The organism is Streptomyces sp. DSM 40750, from assembly GCF_024612035.1.
In the GTDB taxonomy this organism is placed as follows: domain Bacteria; phylum Actinomycetota; class Actinomycetes; order Streptomycetales; family Streptomycetaceae; genus Streptomyces.
Map to the genome: position 1 here is coordinate 2,491,054 of NZ_CP102513.1, position 18,810 is coordinate 2,509,863.

The following is an 18,810-nucleotide window of genomic DNA, read 5'->3' on the forward strand; positions in this document are numbered from 1 at the left end:
GGTAACTGCCGTGCAACGCACGGGACATGGCAGCGACCCGCCCCGGACCTAATTTCTGTCGGACGACAGAAATACGCGCCGCACCCGGAGGTCCCACGATGGCGACATCGACGACGTACGGAGCACGTGATCACGCCCGCGCACAGGAGGGCGCCCAGGCCGAGACGATGCCCGTGGTGCCGGCGAGCGCCTGGCCGGCACCACCCCGCGAGGCGGAGCGGCTGGTGTGGGCGGAGACCGTGGCGGGCGGGAACTACACCCACCGGGTACTGGCCCGGGGCACGGAGTTCCGGCTGACCGACCTGCGCGGCGACGCGTGCGCGCATCTGCTGCTGCACCACGCCGACCGCCCCTGGGAGCGGCTGAACGTCGCTGACACGGTCAAGGTCCAGTGGAACGCCTACCTCGGCGAGGGCGTGCTGCTCCTGTCCGACCAGGGCCGCGTCCTCGCCTCGGTCGTCGCGGACACCTCGGACCGGCACGACGCGCTGTGCGGCACCTCCACGCTTCTACGCAACACCGAGCGGTACGGGGACGGCACCCCGCAGTCGCCCTCCCCCGCCGGCCGTGAGCTGTTCAAGCTGGCCGCCGCCAAGAACGGCCTCGAACCCCGGGACCTCCCGCCCTCGCTGTCGTTCTTCCAGGGCGTGCGGGTACGCGAGGACGGCACCCTCGACTTCACCGGCTCCGCCGGCCCCGGCGCCAGTGTGACCCTGCGCGCCGAGCAGGACGTGACCGTACTGATCGCCAATGTGCCGCACCCGGCCGACCCGCGCCCGGAGTACGTCAGCACCCCGCTGGAGGTGCTCGCCTGGCGCGCCGAGCCGACCCGACCGGGTGACCCGCTGTGGGACGCCACGCCCGAGGGCCGCCGTGCCTTCCTGAACACCGCCGAGTTCCTCGCCGCGAGGGGGATCGCATGAAGACCGTCGTTCCGGCCCGCGCGGCCTGGTCGTCCGTGCTACGCACCGGCGAGACCCTCACCCTCACCGATCTGCACGGCAACCAGGCCGTCGACTTCCTCGTCTACGACGCCCACGACACGTCCGTCCGCTACAGCGCGCCCGACACGATCCACGCGCAGGGCGGCATCTTCCTGACGACCGGCAGTGTGCTGATGTCCAACGAGCACACCCCGCTGATGACCGTGGTCGCCGACGACGTCGGCCGGCACGACACGGTCGGCGGCGCCTGCTCCAAGGAGTCGAACACCCTGCGGTACGGGCACCACACCTGGTCGCAGCACGCCTGCGTGGACAACTTCCTCGCGGAGGGCGCCAAGCACGGCCTCGGCAAGCGCGACCTCGTGTCGAACATCAACTGGTACATGAACGTGCCGGTCGAGAAGGACGGCACCCTCGGCATCGTCGACGGCATTTCCGCACCCGGCCTCGCCCTGTCCCTGCGCGCCGAGTGCGATGTGCTCGTGCTGGTCTCCAACTGCCCCCAGATCAACAACCCTTGCAACGGCTTCGACCCGACGGCGGTGGAGATGACCATCGGTGCGCCCGCCGAGGGCCGAGGAGACCGGGAATGACCTTCGACACGCTGCTGGTGGCGAACCGGGGCGAGATCGCCGTCCGGATCATCCGCACCGCCCGCGAACTGGGCCTGCGTACGGTCGCCGTGTACTCCGACGCCGACCGCGCGGCCGCCCATGTCCGGCTCGCCGACGAGGCGGTGCGGCTCGGCCCGGCGCCCGCCAAGGAGTCGTACCTCGACGCGGACCTGGTCCTGAAGGCCGCCAAGGACACGGGCGCGGGCGCCATCCACCCCGGCTACGGCTTCCTCTCCGAGGACGCGGCCTTCGCCCGCCGCTGCGCGGACGCGGACATCGTGTTCGTCGGGCCGACCCCCGACCAGCTGGAACTGTTCGGCGCGAAGCACACCGCACGCGCGGCCGCCGAGGCCGCGGGCGTCCCGCTCCTCCCCGGTACCGACCTGCTGCCTTCCCTCGCCGAAGCCCTCGACCACGCCTCGGCCATCGGCTATCCGGTGATGCTCAAGGCCACCGGCGGTGGTGGTGGTATCGGTATGTCGGCATGTCGTTCCGCCGATGAACTGGCCGAGGCCTGGGAGCGGGTGCAGCGCGTCGCCGCCGCCTCCTTCTCATCCGCCGGTGTCTATCTCGAAGGCCTAGTCGAGCGGGCCCGCCATGTCGAGGTGCAGGTCTTCGGCGACGGCGACGGCCTCGTCGTCACCTTCGGCGACCGCGACTGCACCCTCCAGCGCCGCAACCAGAAGGTCGTCGAGGAGGCCCCGGCCCCCGGCCTCCCCGACCACGTCCGCGCGCAACTGGCCGCCTCCGCCCGCGACCTGTGCGCGAGCGTCGAGTACCGCTCCGCCGGAACCGTCGAGTTCGTCTACGACGCCGCACGCGAGGAGGCGTACTTCCTGGAGGTCAACACCCGCCTCCAGGTGGAGCATCCGGTCACCGAAGAGATCTACGGCGTCGACCTCGTCGCCTGGATGCTGCGCCTGGCGCGCGGCGACTCCGCCGTCGTCCAGGCTCCGGCGCAACCGCGCGGCCACGCCGTCGAGGCCCGCGTCTACGCCGAGGACCCCTCGCGTGAACACCGGCCGAGCGCGGGACTGTTGACGCGGGTCGAGTTCCCCCCGGGCGTCCGCGTGGACGGCTGGGTGGAGACGGGCACCGAGGTCACCCCGTCGTACGACCCGCTGCTCGCCAAGGTCGTCGCGTACGGCTCCGACCGCGCCGAGGCCCTGCGCCGCCTCGGCGAGGCACTGGGCCGGACTCGCGTCGACGGCATCGAGACCAACCTGGGCCAGCTCCGCGCGGCCCTCGACGACCGGGACTTCCGGCAGGCCACCCACACCACGGCCACCCTCTCGACCGTGACCGACCCGACCCCCCGTATCGAGGTCGTCTCCGGCGGCACCCTCACCACCGTCCAGGACTGGCCCGGCCGTACCGGATACTGGCAGGTCGGGGTTCCGCCCTGCGGCCCCATGGACGACCTGTCCTTCCGCCTCGGCAACCGGGCGCTCGGCAACCCCGAGGGCGCCCCCGGCCTCGAATGCACCCTCCAGGGGCCGTCCCTCCGCTTCACCCACACCACCACGGTCTGTGTGACGGGCGCCCCCGCCCCGGTGACCGTGGACGGCTCACCGGTCCCGCCGTGGGAGCCGGTGACGGTGCCCGCCGGAGCCGTACTGGCCGTCGGCGCACCCACGGAACACGGGCTCCGCACGTATGTGCTCTTCGCGGGCGGCGGCCTGGACGTCCCGTCGTTCCTGGGCAGCGCGGCCACCTTCACGCTGGGCCGCTTCGGCGGCCACGGCGGCCGGGCACTGCGCACGGGCGACGTACTGCACGGCGGAGCGGTCACGGAAGGCCGTCCCGTCCCGCCGGAGGCACGTCCCCCATTCGGCTCCTCCTGGCAGGTGGCCGCCCTCGAAGGCCCGCACGCGGCACCGGAATTCTTCACCGAGGAGGACATCCACGAGTTCTACGCGGCCGACTGGAAGGTCCACTTCAACTCGGCCCGCACCGGCGTACGGCTGGTCGGCCCGAAGCCCCGCTGGGCCCGCACCGACGGCGGCGAGGCGGGCCTGCACCCCTCCAACATCCACGACACCCCGTACTCGGTCGGCGCCGTCGACTACACCGGCGACATGCCGGTCCTCCTCGGCCCCGACGGCCCCTCCCTCGGTGGCTTCGTCTGCCCGGCCACGGTCGTCTCCACCGAGCGCTGGAAGCTCGGCCAGCTGCGCCCGGGAGACACGGTCCGCTTCCTTCCGGTGGCGGACGACGCCTCGCCCCGCCCCGCCATCGTCGACGGCGGTGTCCTGGGCCGCGACGGCGATGTGACCTACCGCCGCAGCGGCGACGACAACCTCCTGATCGAGTTCGGCCCCATGCACCTCGACCTGGCGCTGCGCATGCGGGTGCACGCCCTGATGGAAGCGGTCGCACAGGCCGCCCTCGACGGCGTCACCGACCTCACCCCCGGCATCCGCTCCCTCCAGATCCAGACGGACCCGGCGGTGCTGCCGCAGCCCGAACTCCTCACGGCGGTGAGGGAGATCGTCGCGACCATCCCCCCGGCGGACGAACTGGTCGTCCCCTCCCGCACGATCCACCTCCCCCTCTCCTGGGACGACCCCGCGACCCGCGAGGCCATCGCCCGCTACATGGCGGGCGTCCGCGACGACGCCCCCTGGTGCCCCTGGAACATCGAGTTCATCCGCCGCGTCAACGGCCTGGCCTCGGTGGCCGAGGTGTACGACACGGTCTTCGCCGCGGAGTACCTGGTCCTGGGCCTCGGCGACGTCTATCTGGGTGCCCCGGTCGCGACCCCGCTGGACCCCCGCCACCGCCTGGTCACGACGAAGTACAACCCGGCACGAACGTGGACGGCGGAGAACTCGGTCGGCATCGGCGGCGCGTACCTCTGCGTCTACGGCATGGAGGGCCCCGGCGGCTACCAGTTCGTCGGCCGCACCACCCAGGTCTGGTCCCCCTGGCAGCAACGCGGCGCCTTCGAACCCGGCTCCCCCTGGCTCCTGCGCTTCTTCGACCGCATCAAGTGGTACCCGGTCGACGCCGACGAGCTGCTGTCCCTCCGGTCGGACATCGTCTCGGGCCGCTTCGTACCGCGCGTGGAGCAGGGCACCTTCTCCCTGGCCGCGTACGAGGCGTTCCTGGCAGAACACGCCGGCCCCATAGCCGAGTTCAGGTCCAGGCAACAGACCGCCTTCGCGGCGGAGAGGGCGGCCTGGGAGGCGGCCGGCGAGTTCACGCGAACGGACACCGCGGCCATCCCACCGCCCCCTCCGTCGGAGGTGCGCATCCCGGAGGGCGGCCACCTGATCGAGGCCGAGTTCGCGGCGTCCGTCTGGCAACTGAACGTACAACCGGGCGACCGGGTGACCACCGGCCAGCCCTTGCTGAGTCTGGAGGCGATGAAGATGGAGTCCCGCGTCCACGCGCCGATGGACGGTGTGGTCGAGCAGATCCTGACCCGGCCGGGTGCTCAGGTGGAGGCGGGCACCGCCTTGGTCGTTCTGGCGCCGACGGGCACAGGGGACGACTGAGACCCCAGCCTCATAACCCCCTGGTGGTGTGTGGGCAGTCGTTCCGCAGGGCGGAACGACTGCCCACACACCACCCACCGGCCCACAGCCGACGGAACCACCCCAGCCCAGGAGCACAGATGTCGCAGCCCCAGACCCTCACCCGAGTACGAATGGCCTACGCCCGCATCGCCACGGTGGACCGCCCCGAGATCTGGATCGACCTGCGCCCCCGGGCGGAGGTCGAGGCCGAGGCCCGCTCCATCGACGAACGTCTCACGGCAGGCGACCACCTCCCCCTGGCCGGCCGCCTCTTCGCCGCCAAGGGCAACATCGACGTCCACGGCCTGCCCACCACCGCGGGCTGCCCGGCCTACGCCTACACCCCCGAGGCCGACGCCCCGGTCGTCGCCCGCCTCCGCGAGGCCGGCGCCATCGTCCTCGGCACCACCAACCTCGACCAGTTCGCCACGGGGCTGGTCGGCACCCGTTCCCCCCACGGCGCCGTCCGCAACGCCCACGACCCGTCCAGGATCAGCGGCGGCTCCAGCTCCGGCTCGGCCGTGGCGGTGGCGCTCGGCATCGTCGACTTCGCCCTGGGTACCGACACGGCCGGCTCCGGCAGGGTCCCCGCCGCCTTCAACGGCATCGTCGGCCTGAAGCCCACCCGAGGCCTGGTCCCGACCACCGGCGTGGTCCCGGCCTGTGCCTCGATCGACTGTGTGACGGTGTTCGCCCGCACCCTCCCGGAGGCCGAACAGGCCCTCGCCCCCATGGTCTCCCCACCCGACCGCACCCTCCCCGCCCTCCCCCAGCGCACCCCGGGCCCCTGGCGTGTCGTGGTCCCCCCACGCGAGCAGCTGGGTGAGCTGGACGCGGGCTGGGCGGAGGCGTACGAGGCGGCGGTGGCCCGCATGACCGCCGCGGGCGCGGACGTACGCCCCCTCGACCTCACCCCCTTCACCGAGGCCGCCGCGATGCTCTACCAGGGCGCGTTCGTAGCCGAGCGCTACACGGCCGTAGGAAGCTTTATCGACAAAGCAATCGCAGATGGCGTCGACTCCCTCGACCCCACCGTCGCAGGCATCATCACCCGCGCCCGCGACATCCCGGCCCACCGGCTCTTCGCCGACCAGGACCGCCTGACGGCCCTGCGCACCCGGGCGCTCGCCGAACTGGCCGACGCGGACGCCCTGTTGCTGCCGACCACACCGGGCCACCCCACGCTCGCCGAGGTCGCCGCCGACCCGCTGGGCGCGAACGCCCGCCTGGGCCGCTTCACCAACTCCACGAACCTCTTCGACCTGGCGGCGGTCGCCGTCCCTTCGGGCGAGGTGAACGGACTCCCCTTCGGCGTCATGCTGATCGGCCCGGCGTTCACGGACGACCGGCTGGCCCGCATCGCCACGCTTCTCCAGCCAGAAGCCCGTCTGGCGGTTGTGGGCGCCCATCTCTCGGGCCAGCCCCTGAACCCGCAACTCCTGTCCCTGGGCGCCCATCTGGAGCAGACCACCACCACGGCCCCCGTCTACCGCCTGCACGCCCTCCGGACGACCCCGTCCAAGCCGGGCCTGGTCCACGTGGGAGAAGGCGGCGCATCCATCGAGGCCGAGATCTGGCGCCTCCCGGCGGAGGGCCTGGGCCGCCTCCTCACCACTCTTCCCCGCCCCATGACCCTGGGCACCGTCGAACTGGCCGACGGCACCCAGGCCCCTGGTTTCCTCTGCGAGCCGGCAGCGCTGGAAGACGCCCCGGACATCACGGCGTACGGCGGCTGGAGGCCCTACCTGACCCGCTGACCAACCTCCAGCGCCTCTCAACCAAGGGGCGCAAGGTCTTCAGGGGCGCGGGGAACCGCGCGACAAGCCACACACAACCCGCACCCGCCAACAGCCCCGCCCACTCCCCACATCAGGCGCCACCATCCACCGGCCGCTACCCGACGGAGGAGTACGCCACAACCCCCCTCAACAACCCCTCAACAGCCTTACGCGCACTCTTCCCCACGGTCGAGCCATGCGGGGCGGCGGCCGAGATCTGCCCCAGCACGTCAATCACCTGCTTGCACCACCGCACGAAGTCCCCCGCCGGCATCTCCGCCTCGCGCAGCACCTCGTCCAGCCCCGACCCCGACGCCCACATATAGGCGGCCCAGGCGAAGCCGAGGTCGGGCTCCCGCTGCCCCACCCCTTCGCTCTGCGTGATCCGGAACTCCTCCTCCAGCGCGTCCAGCCGCCCCCAGATCCGCACCATCTCCCCCAGCGCGGCCTTGGCATTGCCGGAGGGCAGCTTCGGCGCCATCGCGTCGTCCCCGACCCGGGCCTCGTACACCAGCGCGGAGACACACCCGGCGAGCTCCGCGGGCCCCAGCCCCTCCCAGACGCCCGCCCGCAGGCACTCACTCGCCAGCAGATCCAGCTCGCCGTAGAGCCGCGCAAGCCGCTTCCCGTGCTCGGTGACCTCGTCACCCCGCAGGTAATCCAGCTCGGTCAGCAAGGCGACGATGCGGTCGAAGGTCCGCGCGATCGTGTTCGTCCGCCCCTCGATACGCCGCTCCAACTGCGCGGTGTCCCGCTTGAGCCGGTAGTACCGCTCGGCCCAACGCGCGTGATCCTCACGGTCGTTGCACCCATGACACGGATGCGCCCGCAACTCGGCACGCAGCCGGGCGATCTCACGGTCGTCCGCGGCCGCGGCCCGCCGCTTGCCGTGCCGGTCGGGCACGAGATGCCCGGCCTTGGTGCGGAGCGCGGACGCCAGGTCCCGCCGTGACTGCGGCGAACGCGGATTGAAGGACTTCGGGATCCGCATCCGCTCCAGCGCCTCCACCGGCACCGGGAAGTCCATGGAGGCCAGCCTCTTGACCTGCCGCTCGGCGGTCAGCACCAGCGGACGCGGCCCGTCGTGCTGCTCGAACCCGCGGTGTCCGTTGGACCGCCCGGCGGGCAGCCCGGGGTCCAGCACCAGCGCCAGCCCCGCGTACTTGCCCGTGGGGACATGGATGACATCGCCGGGCTTCAGCTTCTCCAGCGCGACGGCCGCCTCGGCCCGCCGCTGGGCCGCGCCCTGCTTCGCCAGCTCGGTCTCGCGGTCCTTCAGCTCCCGCCGCAGACGCGCGTACTCCTCGAAGTCCCCGAGGTGGCAGGTCATGGACTCCTTGTAGCCCTCCAGGCCCTCCTCGTTGCGCTGCACCTGCCGGGAGATCCCGACGACCGACTTGTCGGCCTGGAACTGCGCGAAGGACGTCTCGAGGAGCTCGCGCGAGCGGTGCCGGCCGAACTGCTCGACCAGGTTGACCGCCATGTTGTACGACGGCTTGAAGCTGGAGCGCAGCGGATAGGTACGGGTGCCCGCGAGCCCGGCCAGGTGGTCGGGGTTCATGCCGCGCTGCCAGAGCACGACCGCGTGGCCCTCGACGTCGATGCCGCGCCGGCCCGCGCGCCCCGTCAGCTGGGTGTACTCGCCGGGGGTGATGTCGGCGTGCTGCTCGCCGTTCCACTTGACGAGCTTCTCCAACACCACCGAGCGGGCGGGCATGTTGATGCCGAGCGCGAGGGTCTCGGTGGCGAACACGGCCTTGACCAGGCCACGTACGAAGAGCTCCTCGACGACCTCCTTGAACGTCGGCAGCATGCCCGCGTGGTGGGCCGCGATGCCGCGCTCCAGGCCCTCCAGCCACTCGTAGTAGCCGAGGACATGGAGGTCCTCGTGCGGGATCGACGCCGTGCGCTCCTCGACCAGGGCCCGCACTCTGAGCCGGGCGTCGTCGTCGTTCAGCCGGAGCCCCGCGTACAGGCACTGCTGGACGGCGGCCTCGCAGGCGGCGCGGCTGAAGATGAAGGTGATGGCGGGCAACAGGCCTTCGGAGTCGAGCCGTTCGATGACTTCGGGGCGGCTCGGGATCCAGATCCGGGAGCGCTGTCGGCGCTCGCGCTCACGGTCGGCCTCGCGCATGGCGCGGCCACGTCTGCGGTCCTGGAAGGAGGGTCGGCTGGCCTCCATGCGCGCCATGCGCGTGAGGTCGGGGTTGACGGCCTTCTTGCTGCCCTCGCCCTCCTCGAAGAGGTCGTACGTCCGCCGTCCGACGAGCACGTGCTGGAACAGCGGCACGGGCCGGTGCTCGGAGACGATCACCTGGGTGTCGCCGCGCACGGTGTCCAGCCAGTCGCCGAACTCCTCCGCGTTCGACACGGTGGCCGACAGCGAGACGAGGGTGACCGACTCGGGGAGGTGGATGATCACCTCTTCCCAGACGGCGCCGCGGAAGCGGTCGGAGAGGTAGTGCACCTCGTCCATGACCACATGGCCGAGGCCCAGGAGCGTCTGGGAGCCCGCGTACAGCATGTTCCGCAGCACCTCGGTGGTCATCACGACCACGGGGGCGTCGGAGTTGACGCTGTTGTCGCCGGTGAGCAGGCCGACCTTGTCGGCGCCGTAGCGGCGGCACAGGTCGGCGTACTTCTGGTTCGACAGCGCCTTGATGGGTGTGGTGTAGAAGCACTTCTTGCCCTGTTGGAGGGCGAGGTGGACGGCGAACTCGCCGACGATCGTCTTGCCCGAGCCGGTGGGGGCGGCCACCAGGACGCCCTTGCCCGCCTCCAGCGCCTGGCAGGCCTCGATCTGGAAGGGGTCGAGACCGAAGTCGTACATCTCGCGGAAGGAAGCGAGCGCGGTGGCCTGCTCGGCAGCGCGCTTGCGGGCTGCCGCGTACCGCTCGGCCGGTGAGAGGTCCTCTGTCATCGTGCTTTCGAGACTACCGGCCCCCACTGACAACAGGACGATCATTATCCGGATCGGTGCCTGGGCAGCACAGGATCACCGCAGTTCAGGGCCTCACCCCCGGATCCGGTGGTGGTCGGGCGCACACGGCGGCACACAAGGCACGGGGCGCGGTTTCGCGCCAGGACGCGCGAACGGCCGGGTGCGCCGTGTGGGCGCCCCGGCCGTGTGGCGGCCTGCGAGGTGTCTTCCTCGGGTCAGGTGGCGTCGTCGTAGCCGTTGATCCGGTCGCGTTCGATCTCCGGCGCCGACGCCGGCGCGGGCAGTGCCCGGCTCGCCGAGACGGCCTCGACCTCGCCGACCTCCTCGGGGGAGAGGTCCAGCTCGGAGGCCTCGTCGTCGCCCGGCTTCATGGCCTCGACGCGGGCCCGGCGCCTGTCGTTGATCAGCGCGACGGCACACGCGCAGAAGTACAGGACCCAGATCGGGCCCGCCAGCGCCATCATGGAGATGGGGTCGGTGCTGGGAGTGGCGATCGCCGCGAACAGCGTGATGCCCAGGATCATCCCCCGCCACCAGCCGGCCATCTTCTTGCCGGAGAGGACGCCTCCGAAGTTCAGCATCACGAGCAACAGGGGCAGCTCGAAGGAGAGGCCGAAGACGACGATCATCCGCATGATCAGGTTCAGCAGATCATCGAGGGGAAGCTGGTTGTCGCTTCCGATGATCGAGAACTGCAGCATGACCGACGCCATCTTGGGCAACGACCAGTAGGCGAAGTACGAGCCCATGAGGAACAGAGGGAAGCCCGCCGCCACGAAGCCGAGGCTGTACTTCTTCTCGCTCCGGTGCAGACCGGGCGCGACGAACGCCCAGAGCTGGTACAGCCAGACCGGGGCGGCGAGCACCACGCCCGATGACAGCGCAACCGTGAGGGCCAGTGTGAACGGGCTCAGCAGGCCGTTCTGCACGATGCGCGCGCAACTGGTCTGACTACTGTCCTTCGCCAGTTCGGCGAAGCTGTATTGGCATCCCACCGCTTCGAGAATGGGATCCGTGAAGAACTGGATGATGTCCTTGTAGAACATGATCGCGATGACCGTCGTGACGACGATCGCCAGCAGGCTCTTGACAAGGCGGTTTCGCAGCTCGCGCAGGTGCTCCGCGAGGGGCATCCGCCCCTCCGGATCCTTGTCCTTCTCCGTTTTGCGGGCAGACTTGAGCAACCCACGTCCTCATCTCGTGCGGCAGGCCGGAAGTCTTGTCCGGCCTTGCGTCAGCGCTTGGTCGTGTCCGTCGGCTCGGCGACCGGGCGGGAGCTGGTCACATCGCCGGGAGCGGCCTGGATGGTGCGCTGTGCCGCGGCCTCGCTGTTCTGGTGCGGAGGCGCGGCCGCCGCGGTGGTGTCGTCCTGACCGTCGGACTTCATGGCCTTGGCCTCGCTCTTGAGGATGCGGGCGGACTTGCCCAGCGAGCGCGCCATGTCCGGAAGCTTCTTCGCACCGAACAGCAGGATGATGACGACGAGGATCAGAATGATCTCGGTGGGGCCGAGGTTACCCATATGCTGTCTTCCTTCTTCACCGAGGCGGCGGGTGGGAGCCGTCCGACCGGTCGGACAAGCGTCCGAACGATCGCGTTGGCAGCGATCGTAACGCTCAGGGGTGAATGTCAGGCAATCCCTGTGCGTACTCCCGATGCGCGACCCGGGCCTCGTTCTCCGCGCCGCGACAGGCAGCGTACCTGCCGAAGGTGAGAAGGTGACAGGGCGAAGTGGCGCAAAACGCACACGACAGCCAACTCACAGGGGCCTCCGCCGCAACTCACAGAGTGTCCACGGAACGGGCCGCGCTCACCGTCGCCCGCTCCAGGTCCTCCGCCGCCCGGTTGATCCGCCGCGCCGACTCCGTGACCTGCGCGCCCAGCCGCTGAGCCTCCAGAAAGACCCGCACGGCGAGCACCCCGAGCACGACGAGCCCCATGAAACCCATAGCTACCGCGAACATCGCCCAGAACATGGCGACGACCCTAGGGCCTGCTCGGCGGATCAGGCCAGCGACGCGGGGTCTGGCACGCACTCCCCCACGTCGACACCCTCCTCCGCCTCGCAGCTCACGCTCCCCACGAACGACCTCGCGGGGGGGGGAGCATCTCATCGCCCCCGCTCACCGGCAGGGATGAGGCGCCGTTGCCCGGCCTGATCCGCCCAGCGGGCCCCTAGCGCGCCGAATGCAGCCGCAGGGTCCGCACCCCGCCCCCGGTCAGCAGCTCGATGATCCTTTCACCGGCCGGCTTACGGACGGCGATGCCGCACTCCGGGCAGGTGAAGGAGTAGAAGGTGGTCTTGTTGGTGGCGCCGATGGCCAGGCGCAGCGCGCTCGCGCCCAGCTCGAAATTGGCCCGGCAGTCGGGGCAGCCGGCTCGGAACACCACGTCGACCGCCCTCTTCATGCCCGCGAAGGCGACCGCCACGGTCATCTCCTGGATCTCCTGCACACCGGACTTCACGCCGGCCCTCACACCCGACACAACCGACCCGCCGCTCACAGCCCTCGCATCTCCTTTTCCGGTCGTACGCCGTCGTCACGGTCTCGTCGTCACGGTCTCGTCGTAGGCCGCCAGTGCCTCGCGGGCCGCCCGACGGGCGCTGTCGGCCAGGTCCTGCGGGGAGACGATCCGTCCGTCGCGCCCGAGCCGCAGCGCGAGCCGCCGCAGCGAGGCGGGGTCGGGGGTGCGCAGGCTGATGCGCAGCCCGCCGTCAGGCAGCTCCTCGGCGCTGTCGTGCGGGTAGTACTCGGCGACCCAGCGCCCGCCGGGGCCGACCTCGACGACGACCTCGGGGTCCTCGGCGGCGGGCTGCACCAACGCCTCCGACAGGTCCCTCAGCTCGATCTCGGGCGGCGCGGACGGCTCGTCGAGGATCTTGATCTCGGCGACCCGGTCCAGCCGGAAGGTCCGGCGGGCCTCGGAGCGGCGGCACCAGGCCTCGACATAGGTGTGACCGACGCTGACCAGGCGGATCGGGTCGATCTCGCGTTCGGTGACCTCGTCGCGGGCGGGCGAGTAGTAGCGGATCCACAGCCGCCGCCGCTCCGAGATGGCCCGGTCGACGTCGGCGAAGACCCCGCCCTCGGCCTCGAAGGTGACCGACAGGCGTGAACTGGCGCCCGCCGCCTCCCCGGCCGCGGTCTCGACCTTGGCGGTGGCCCGCAGCAGGGCCTGCCGGTCGCTCTCGCGCAGGCCGGGCAGCGTGGCGACCGCGCGGGCGGCCACCAGCAGGGCGGTGGCCTCGTCGGCGGCCAGCCGCAGCGGCTCGGCGGCCTCCGCGCCCAGGGCGGCCGGGTTGTGCCACCAGATGCGCTCACCGTCGGTGTCGATGTCGAGCAGATCACCGCCGCGGAAGCTGGTCCCGCACATGGGCAGCACATCGAGATCCGAGACCAGTTCGTCCTCGGTGATGCCGAAGGCGCGGGCGACGTCCTCGATCCGGGCGCCGGGCCGCTCCCGCAGATACGTCACCAGGGAGAGCATCCGCCGGGTCTGGTCGATGGCGTTCCCCGGCCGCGCCGGTTTTCCCACCACGTTCTTACGTCCCCTCAACCCTTGGCCACGGCACGCAGCCGGTCCACCACGTCTGCCCGCAGCTCCGCCGGCTCCAGGACCACCACGTCGGGCCCGAACTCGACCAGCCAGGCGTCCAGACCGTGCCCGTACGGAATCTCCAACTCGTCCCAGCCGTCGCCGAGTTCCCGTACGGCGGAGGCCTTCGCGCGCAGCGGGTAGCCGGCGCCCGTGCGCAGCCGGATCAGCGCGGAGCGGTCGGCGGTCTCCCCCGCCCAGCTCGCGACCGTCTCCCGGACCGTGACAACGTCCGGGACCTCGACGGTGAAGGCGCCGCCCCGGCTGCGGACCTTGCCGGTGATCCGGGAGAGCCGGAAGACGCGCTCGGCGCCCCGGTCGCGGTCCCAGCCGGCGAGATACCAGTGGCCGCGCCAGCACTCCAGGGCCCACGGCTCCACATGCCGAGGCTCGGGGCGGGCGGCGGTGGCCTTGCGGTACTCGAACACGACCGGGCGGCGGTCGCGGCAGGCCAGCATCAGCGGCTCGAACGCGGCCTCGTGCACCGGGATACGCGGCTCCAGGGCCCCATGGGCCTCGTACGGGTCGACGTCCTCGGGCAGCCCGGCCGCGCGCAGCTTCTGCAGGGCGCCGCTCGCGGCACCGGCGAGGCGGGCCTGCTGCCAGACCTTCGCGGCGAGCCCGAGGGCCGCGGCCTCCTCGGCGTCGAGGGTGATGGGCGGGAGGCTGTTGCTGTCGCGGCGGGCCAGATAGCCGACCTCGCCGTCGAGGTTCTCCACCGTCTCGATGACCAGGCCGAGTTCGCGCAGATCGTCCTTGTCGCGCTCGAACATGCGGTTGAAGGAGTCGTCGGAACCAGCCGCACCCTTTTCCGGCCTGACGGCTTCGACATACGCCTCGATGGAATCCCGCAGCTCGCGCTTGCTGAGCGGCCGACGCGTCCCCAGCAGACACAGCGCCAGGTTCATCAGCCGCTCGGCCTTGGCAATGGCCATCGACGCCCTTCCTATGGGTGCTTCTGCGGCATGACCGTACCGCTACGAAGCGTCGCGGCAAAAGCCGAGGGCCCATGCCCGGACAGGCATGGACCCCAGGTGATCGGGTCCGGTCGGATCCCGGCCCCACACGGAACGACGATCAAGCGGACCGATCGACCGGGCGGCCATCCGGTACGACGACCAGACGGTCGACCGGTACGACGACCAGACCTCACCTCGGTCGATCAGTCCTTGACCAGTCGCTCAGACTTTGCCCGGTCGATCAGACCTTGACCAGGTCGCAGACGAAGATCAGCGTCTCGCCGGGGCCGATACGGCCACCGGCACCGCGGTCGCCGTACGCGAGGTGCGCCGGGATGATCAGCTGACGGCGGCCGCCGACCTTCATGCCCTGCACGCCCTGGTCCCAGCCGGCGATGACCTGGCCGACGCCGAGCCGGAACTCCAGCGGCGTGCCGCGGTTCCAGGACGCGTCGAACTCCTCGCCGGTGGAGAAGGCCACGCCCACGTAGTGCACCAGGACGGTGTCGCCCGCCTTGGCCTCCGCGCCGTCGCCCACCCAGATGTCCTTGATCTCAAGGTCCTTCGGGGGCTCGCCACCGGGGAAGTCGATCTCGGGCTTTTCGATGCTCACTGCACTGGCTCCTATGTCGTACGAACGTCATGCGCGATGACTGATGGGCAACCTGCCCAGTCTTACACCACGGCCAGAATGTCGACGGCGAAGACCAGAGTGGAGTTCTTCGGGATGCCCTGCTGCTCCTTGTCACCGAAGGCCTGGTCGGGCGGCACGACGAGAAGCACCCGGCTGCCGGCCTTCTTGCCCACGAGACCGTCCTTCAGGCCCTTGAGCGTCAACTGGTCCAGCGGGAACGTCACGGTCTTGCCCGTGTCGTAGGTGCTGTCGAACTTCTTGCCGCCTTCCCAGAGCAGGGCGACATAGTTCACGACCACACTGTCCGTGCCCTTCACGACCGCGCCGTCGCTCTCCAGGACGTAGTTCGAGACGAGCTTCGTCGGCGGGTCACTGTCCTTCGGCATCGTCACCGTGGGCGCCTTGCCGTCGGTGTTCGTGCCGACCTTCGGCAGGTCGATGTTGTCCTGGGCGACCTCCGTACCCTTCGCCGAGGCGGGGATCGACGTGCCCTTCACGATGTCCACGACGAAGACGAGCGTGGCGTTCGCCTTGATGTCGCCCTGCCCCTGCGCCCCGTACCCCAGATCCGGGGGGATCACCAGCTCCACCCGGCTGCCGACCTTCTGGCCCTCCAGGCCCTGCTCCCAGCCCTGGATGACACCACCCGCCCCCAGGGTGACCGGGAACGTCTGCTTCTTGTCGAAGCTGTTGTCGAAGGGCTTCGACTCGTCGTACTCCTGGCCGAGGTAGTTCACCTCGGCGACGTCACCCTTCTTCAGCTTCGCGCCGTCGCCCTCGCTGATGACCTCGGCCTTCAACTCTTTCGGCGGGTCACCCTCCCCCTTCGCGAGGGTCGGCTTCTTCCCGAACTCGGCGCCCTCGGTGATCGCGGGCACTCCGTTCTTCGTGGAGGTGGAGTCGGAGCCCTTGTCGTCGTCGCTGCCGCAGGCCGCTGCGGAGAGCAGCAGCAGCGGCACGACGAGAAGGCCGGCAATTCGGCGCACGTGTTCCTCAGATCTCAGACGGCACTCTGGTCGCCCGCCACTCTAGGGCGTGCGACGGGCCCCGTACGAGAACGTACGGGGCCCACGGCCGGTTTCCTCAACCGGAGGTCACATTCCCGCGATCAGCTTCTCCACCCGGTCGTCGACGGAACGGAACGGGTCCTTGCACAACACGGTGCGTTGCGCCTGGTCGTTGAGCTTGAGATGCACCCAGTCGACCGTGAAATCACGACGCTGTTCCTGGGCGCGCCGGATGAAGTCCCCGCGCAGCCGGGCCCGAGTGGTCTGCGGCGGAACCGACTTGCCCTCGAAGATCTTCAAGTCATTGCAGATACGGGTGGCTTGGCCTTTCCTCTCCAGGAGGTAGTACAGGCCACGACGGCGGTGGATGTCGTGATACGCGAGGTCTATCTGCGCGACCCGCGGATGCGACATGGTCATGTTGTGCTTGGCGCGGTACCGCTCGATGAGCTTGTACTTCATCACCCAGTCGATTTCGGTGCCGATCCGGTCGAGGTCCTCGGCCTCGATCGCGTCCAGCGTGCGGCCCCACAGCTCCAGGACCTGCTCGACGGTGCCCGTACGGATGCCGCGGCGCTCGACGAAGTCCACGGCCTTCTCGTAGTACTCGCGCTGCACCTCCAGCGCGGAGGCCTCACGGCCGCTGGCCAGCCGCACCTTGCGACGGCCGGTGATGTCATGGCTGACCTCGCGGATCGCCCGGATCGGGTTCTCCAGGGTGAGGTCGCGCATGACCGTGCCCGCCTCGATCATGCGCAGCACGAGGTCGGTGGCACCGACCTTGAGCAGCATGGTCGTCTCGGACATGTTCGAGTCGCCCACGATGACGTGGAGACGGCGGTACCGCTCGGCGTCCGCGTGCGGCTCGTCGCGGGTGTTGATGATCGGCCGGGAGCGGGTGGTCGCCGAGCTGACGCCCTCCCAGATGTGCTCCGCGCGCTGGCTCACGCAGTACACCGCACCACGCGGGGTCTGCAATACCTTGCCCGCGCCGCACAGCAGCTGCCGGGTGACGAGGAACGGAATCAGGATGTCCGCGAGACGGGAGAACTCCCCGTGCCGGGCCACCAGATAGTTCTCATGGCAACCGTATGAGTTGCCCGCCGAGTCCGTGTTGTTCTTGAAGAGGTAGACGTCGCCCGCGATTCCCTCCTCGTGCAGGCGGCGTTCGGCGTCGACCAGCAGTCCTTCGAGAATGCGCTCGCCGGCCTTGTCGTGAGTGACCAGTTCGGTCACGTTGTCACATTCGGGTGTCGCGTATTCCGGATGTGAGCCCACGTCGAGATAGAGGCGGGCCCCGTTCCGCAGAAACACATTGCTGCTGCGGCCCCATGACACGACACGGCGGAAGAGGTACCGCGCCACCTCGTCAGGAGACAGACGGCGCTGTCCCCTGAACGTGCACGTGACGCCGTACTCGTTCTCCAGCCCGAAAATGCGGCGGTCCATGACTGAACATTACGCCCGATCCACCGAGCTGAAACGGGGTTCGACAGCACGGTTTGGATCATTTTCCGATGAGACCGCGACCACCGCACCCTCGGAAGGAACAGCGAGAACCCGCCCGGTGGCCAGCAGAACCAGCAACGACACGGCCCCCGCGGCACCCGGCACGACGAAACCCGACAGCGTCCCGCCCCACTCGACGACGGGTCCCGCGACCCCCGTGCCCACCGACTGGCCGACGGTGAACGTCGTCACGATCCACGAGAACGCCTCGGTGACCGTGCCGCGCGGCGCGTGCCTGTCGACGAGGACGAACGCACAGGCGATGGCGGGCGCCAGGAACACACCCGCGAGCGTCGTGAGCCCCGTCATGCCGACCGGACCGGGCATCAGCGTCAGCGGCACGTAACAGACCGCCAGAAGCGCCACCAGCACCTGGAGACGACGCTCCGGAGCCCCGCTCCACTGCCGCGCGCCGTACGCCGTACCACCCACGAGCGCACCCAGCCCGACGCCCGCCATCAGCCAGCCGTACACGGCGTCCCCGCCGTTGCCGTCCGCGTACGAGGCGGCCGCGACGGTGATCGAGCCGAGCGCGATACCGACGAAGAGGAACGCGCCGAGAAGCGCCAGCAACCCGGGCGAGCGCAGCGCGCCCAGCCAGTGGGCCTCGCGCGGAGCGGAGCGCCAGGCCCGCGACGGCGGCGAGACGACCACCCAGAGAGCGCCGAGCACCCCGATGACACTGAGCACCACGAGCGCGGCCGACGCCGACCACAGCGCCACGCACAGGGTCACCATCAGCGGCCCGACGGTGAACATGACCTCCTGGGCCACGGCGTCCATCGCATACGCCGTGTGCACCTGCTCCTCCTTGCGCAGGACGGAGGACCACAGGGCCCGCAGCCCGCCCTCCAGAGGAGGCGTGAACAGCCCGGCGACCGCCATGGCGAGATACGCCACCGGCAGCGGGTCCAGCCCGAAGAGGGCGAAGACGGTCATGGCGAGGGCGGAGACGACAGCCGCCGGCAGCTGCACGCGCGGCTGTCCGTGGAGGTCCACGAGCCGCCCGAGCAGCGGCTGTCCGACCGCGTTGGCGACGCCGTACACGGCCGCCAGCGCGCCCGCGAGACTGTAGGTGCCGCCCTGCGCGCGGACGAAGAGCACGATCGTGATCGTGGCGGTGATGTTCGGCAGCCGGCCCACCAGCGTTCCGGCGAGCAGCCGCGCGGCGTGCCGTGTCCTGAGGATCTCGAGATATCCGGCGGCCATGTCCTGCCTCTCGATGGGCTCTCGACGAGTGAGGTGTTACGTATAACGTCCGCCGTCATACGTACCATGTGCCCTGTCCGCGAGTCCAGACGAGGGA

At 70.3% G+C, this 18,810-nt stretch carries 15 protein-coding genes; 4 read left to right on the top strand and 11 right to left on the bottom strand.

Features of this window, described 5'->3' with window-relative positions; translation table 11 throughout:
• Positions 1–98: 98 nt before the first annotated feature.
• The 4 genes from JIX55_RS11145 to atzF all read left to right on the top strand — a co-directional run bounded on the left by JIX55_RS11145 (position 99) and on the right by atzF (position 6,836).
• Positions 99–923 (top strand): urea amidolyase associated protein UAAP1, encoded by an 825-nt coding sequence (locus JIX55_RS11145; RefSeq protein ID WP_257563143.1) that lies wholly within the window; start codon positions 99–101, stop codon positions 921–923.
• Positions 920–1,537 carry an urea amidolyase associated protein UAAP2 gene (locus tag JIX55_RS11150; RefSeq protein WP_257563144.1) on the top strand — a complete coding sequence of 206 codons (618 nt, stop codon included), beginning with the start codon at positions 920–922 and terminating at the stop codon, positions 1,535–1,537. The genes JIX55_RS11145 and JIX55_RS11150 overlap by 4 nt, the downstream gene beginning before the upstream one ends.
• A complete protein-coding gene (locus JIX55_RS11155; protein ID WP_257563145.1) occupies positions 1,534–5,058 on the top strand; it encodes a 5-oxoprolinase/urea amidolyase family protein in 3,525 nt (1,174 codons plus the stop codon). Before JIX55_RS11150 ends, JIX55_RS11155 begins: the two co-directional genes overlap by 4 nt.
• A 119-nt stretch (positions 5,059–5,177) precedes the next feature.
• Entirely contained in the window at positions 5,178–6,836 is a 1,659-nt protein-coding gene (gene atzF / locus JIX55_RS11160) for an allophanate hydrolase (protein WP_257563146.1), read from the top strand.
• Between the two features lie 136 nt (positions 6,837–6,972).
• Here the strand turns inward: atzF and JIX55_RS11165 are convergent, their stop codons facing one another.
• From JIX55_RS11165 to JIX55_RS11215, 11 genes are all read right to left on the bottom strand, one after another.
• Positions 6,973–9,822 (bottom strand): DEAD/DEAH box helicase, encoded by a 2,850-nt coding sequence (locus JIX55_RS11165; RefSeq protein WP_257563147.1) that lies wholly within the window; start codon positions 9,820–9,822, stop codon positions 6,973–6,975.
• A gap of 191 nt (positions 9,823–10,013) precedes the next feature.
• Positions 10,014–10,982: a twin-arginine translocase subunit TatC gene (gene tatC / locus JIX55_RS11170; RefSeq protein ID WP_257563148.1), complete on the bottom strand. Its 969-nt coding sequence runs from the start codon at positions 10,980–10,982 to the stop codon at positions 10,014–10,016.
• 50 nt (positions 10,983–11,032) lie between these two features.
• Positions 11,033–11,320 (bottom strand): Sec-independent protein translocase subunit TatA, encoded by a 288-nt coding sequence (gene tatA, locus JIX55_RS11175; RefSeq protein ID WP_257547327.1) that lies wholly within the window; start codon positions 11,318–11,320, stop codon positions 11,033–11,035.
• A gap of 259 nt (positions 11,321–11,579) precedes the next feature.
• Positions 11,580–11,774, bottom strand: a complete 195-nt coding sequence (locus JIX55_RS11180) for a hypothetical protein (protein ID WP_257563149.1) — start codon at positions 11,772–11,774, stop codon at positions 11,580–11,582.
• A gap of 199 nt (positions 11,775–11,973) precedes the next feature.
• Positions 11,974–12,234, bottom strand: coding sequence for a hypothetical protein (locus tag JIX55_RS11185; RefSeq protein ID WP_257569293.1), 261 nt, complete (start codon positions 12,232–12,234; stop codon positions 11,974–11,976).
• 105 nt (positions 12,235–12,339) lie between these two features.
• Positions 12,340–13,338, bottom strand: a complete 999-nt coding sequence (locus tag JIX55_RS11190) for a helix-turn-helix transcriptional regulator (protein ID WP_257563150.1) — start codon at positions 13,336–13,338, stop codon at positions 12,340–12,342.
• 14 nt (positions 13,339–13,352) lie between these two features.
• Complete coding sequence (locus tag JIX55_RS11195; RefSeq protein WP_257563151.1) at positions 13,353–14,330, bottom strand: helix-turn-helix transcriptional regulator; 978 nt, start codon at positions 14,328–14,330, stop codon at positions 13,353–13,355.
• A gap of 265 nt (positions 14,331–14,595) precedes the next feature.
• Positions 14,596–14,967, bottom strand: a complete 372-nt coding sequence (locus JIX55_RS11200) for an FKBP-type peptidyl-prolyl cis-trans isomerase (protein ID WP_257547322.1) — start codon at positions 14,965–14,967, stop codon at positions 14,596–14,598.
• Positions 14,968–15,029: 62 nt separating this feature from the next.
• The gene (locus JIX55_RS11205; protein WP_257563152.1) at positions 15,030–15,974 is read right to left on the bottom strand and encodes an FKBP-type peptidyl-prolyl cis-trans isomerase; all 945 of its coding nucleotides are present in this window, start codon (positions 15,972–15,974) and stop codon (positions 15,030–15,032) included.
• A gap of 108 nt (positions 15,975–16,082) precedes the next feature.
• Positions 16,083–17,444, bottom strand: a complete 1,362-nt coding sequence (gene pafA / locus JIX55_RS11210; protein WP_013004876.1) for a Pup--protein ligase — start codon at positions 17,442–17,444, stop codon at positions 16,083–16,085.
• 9 nt (positions 17,445–17,453) lie between these two features.
• Positions 17,454–18,713, bottom strand: coding sequence for an MFS transporter (locus tag JIX55_RS11215; protein WP_257563153.1), 1,260 nt, complete (start codon positions 18,711–18,713; stop codon positions 17,454–17,456).
• Positions 18,714–18,810: the final 97 nt, after the last annotated feature.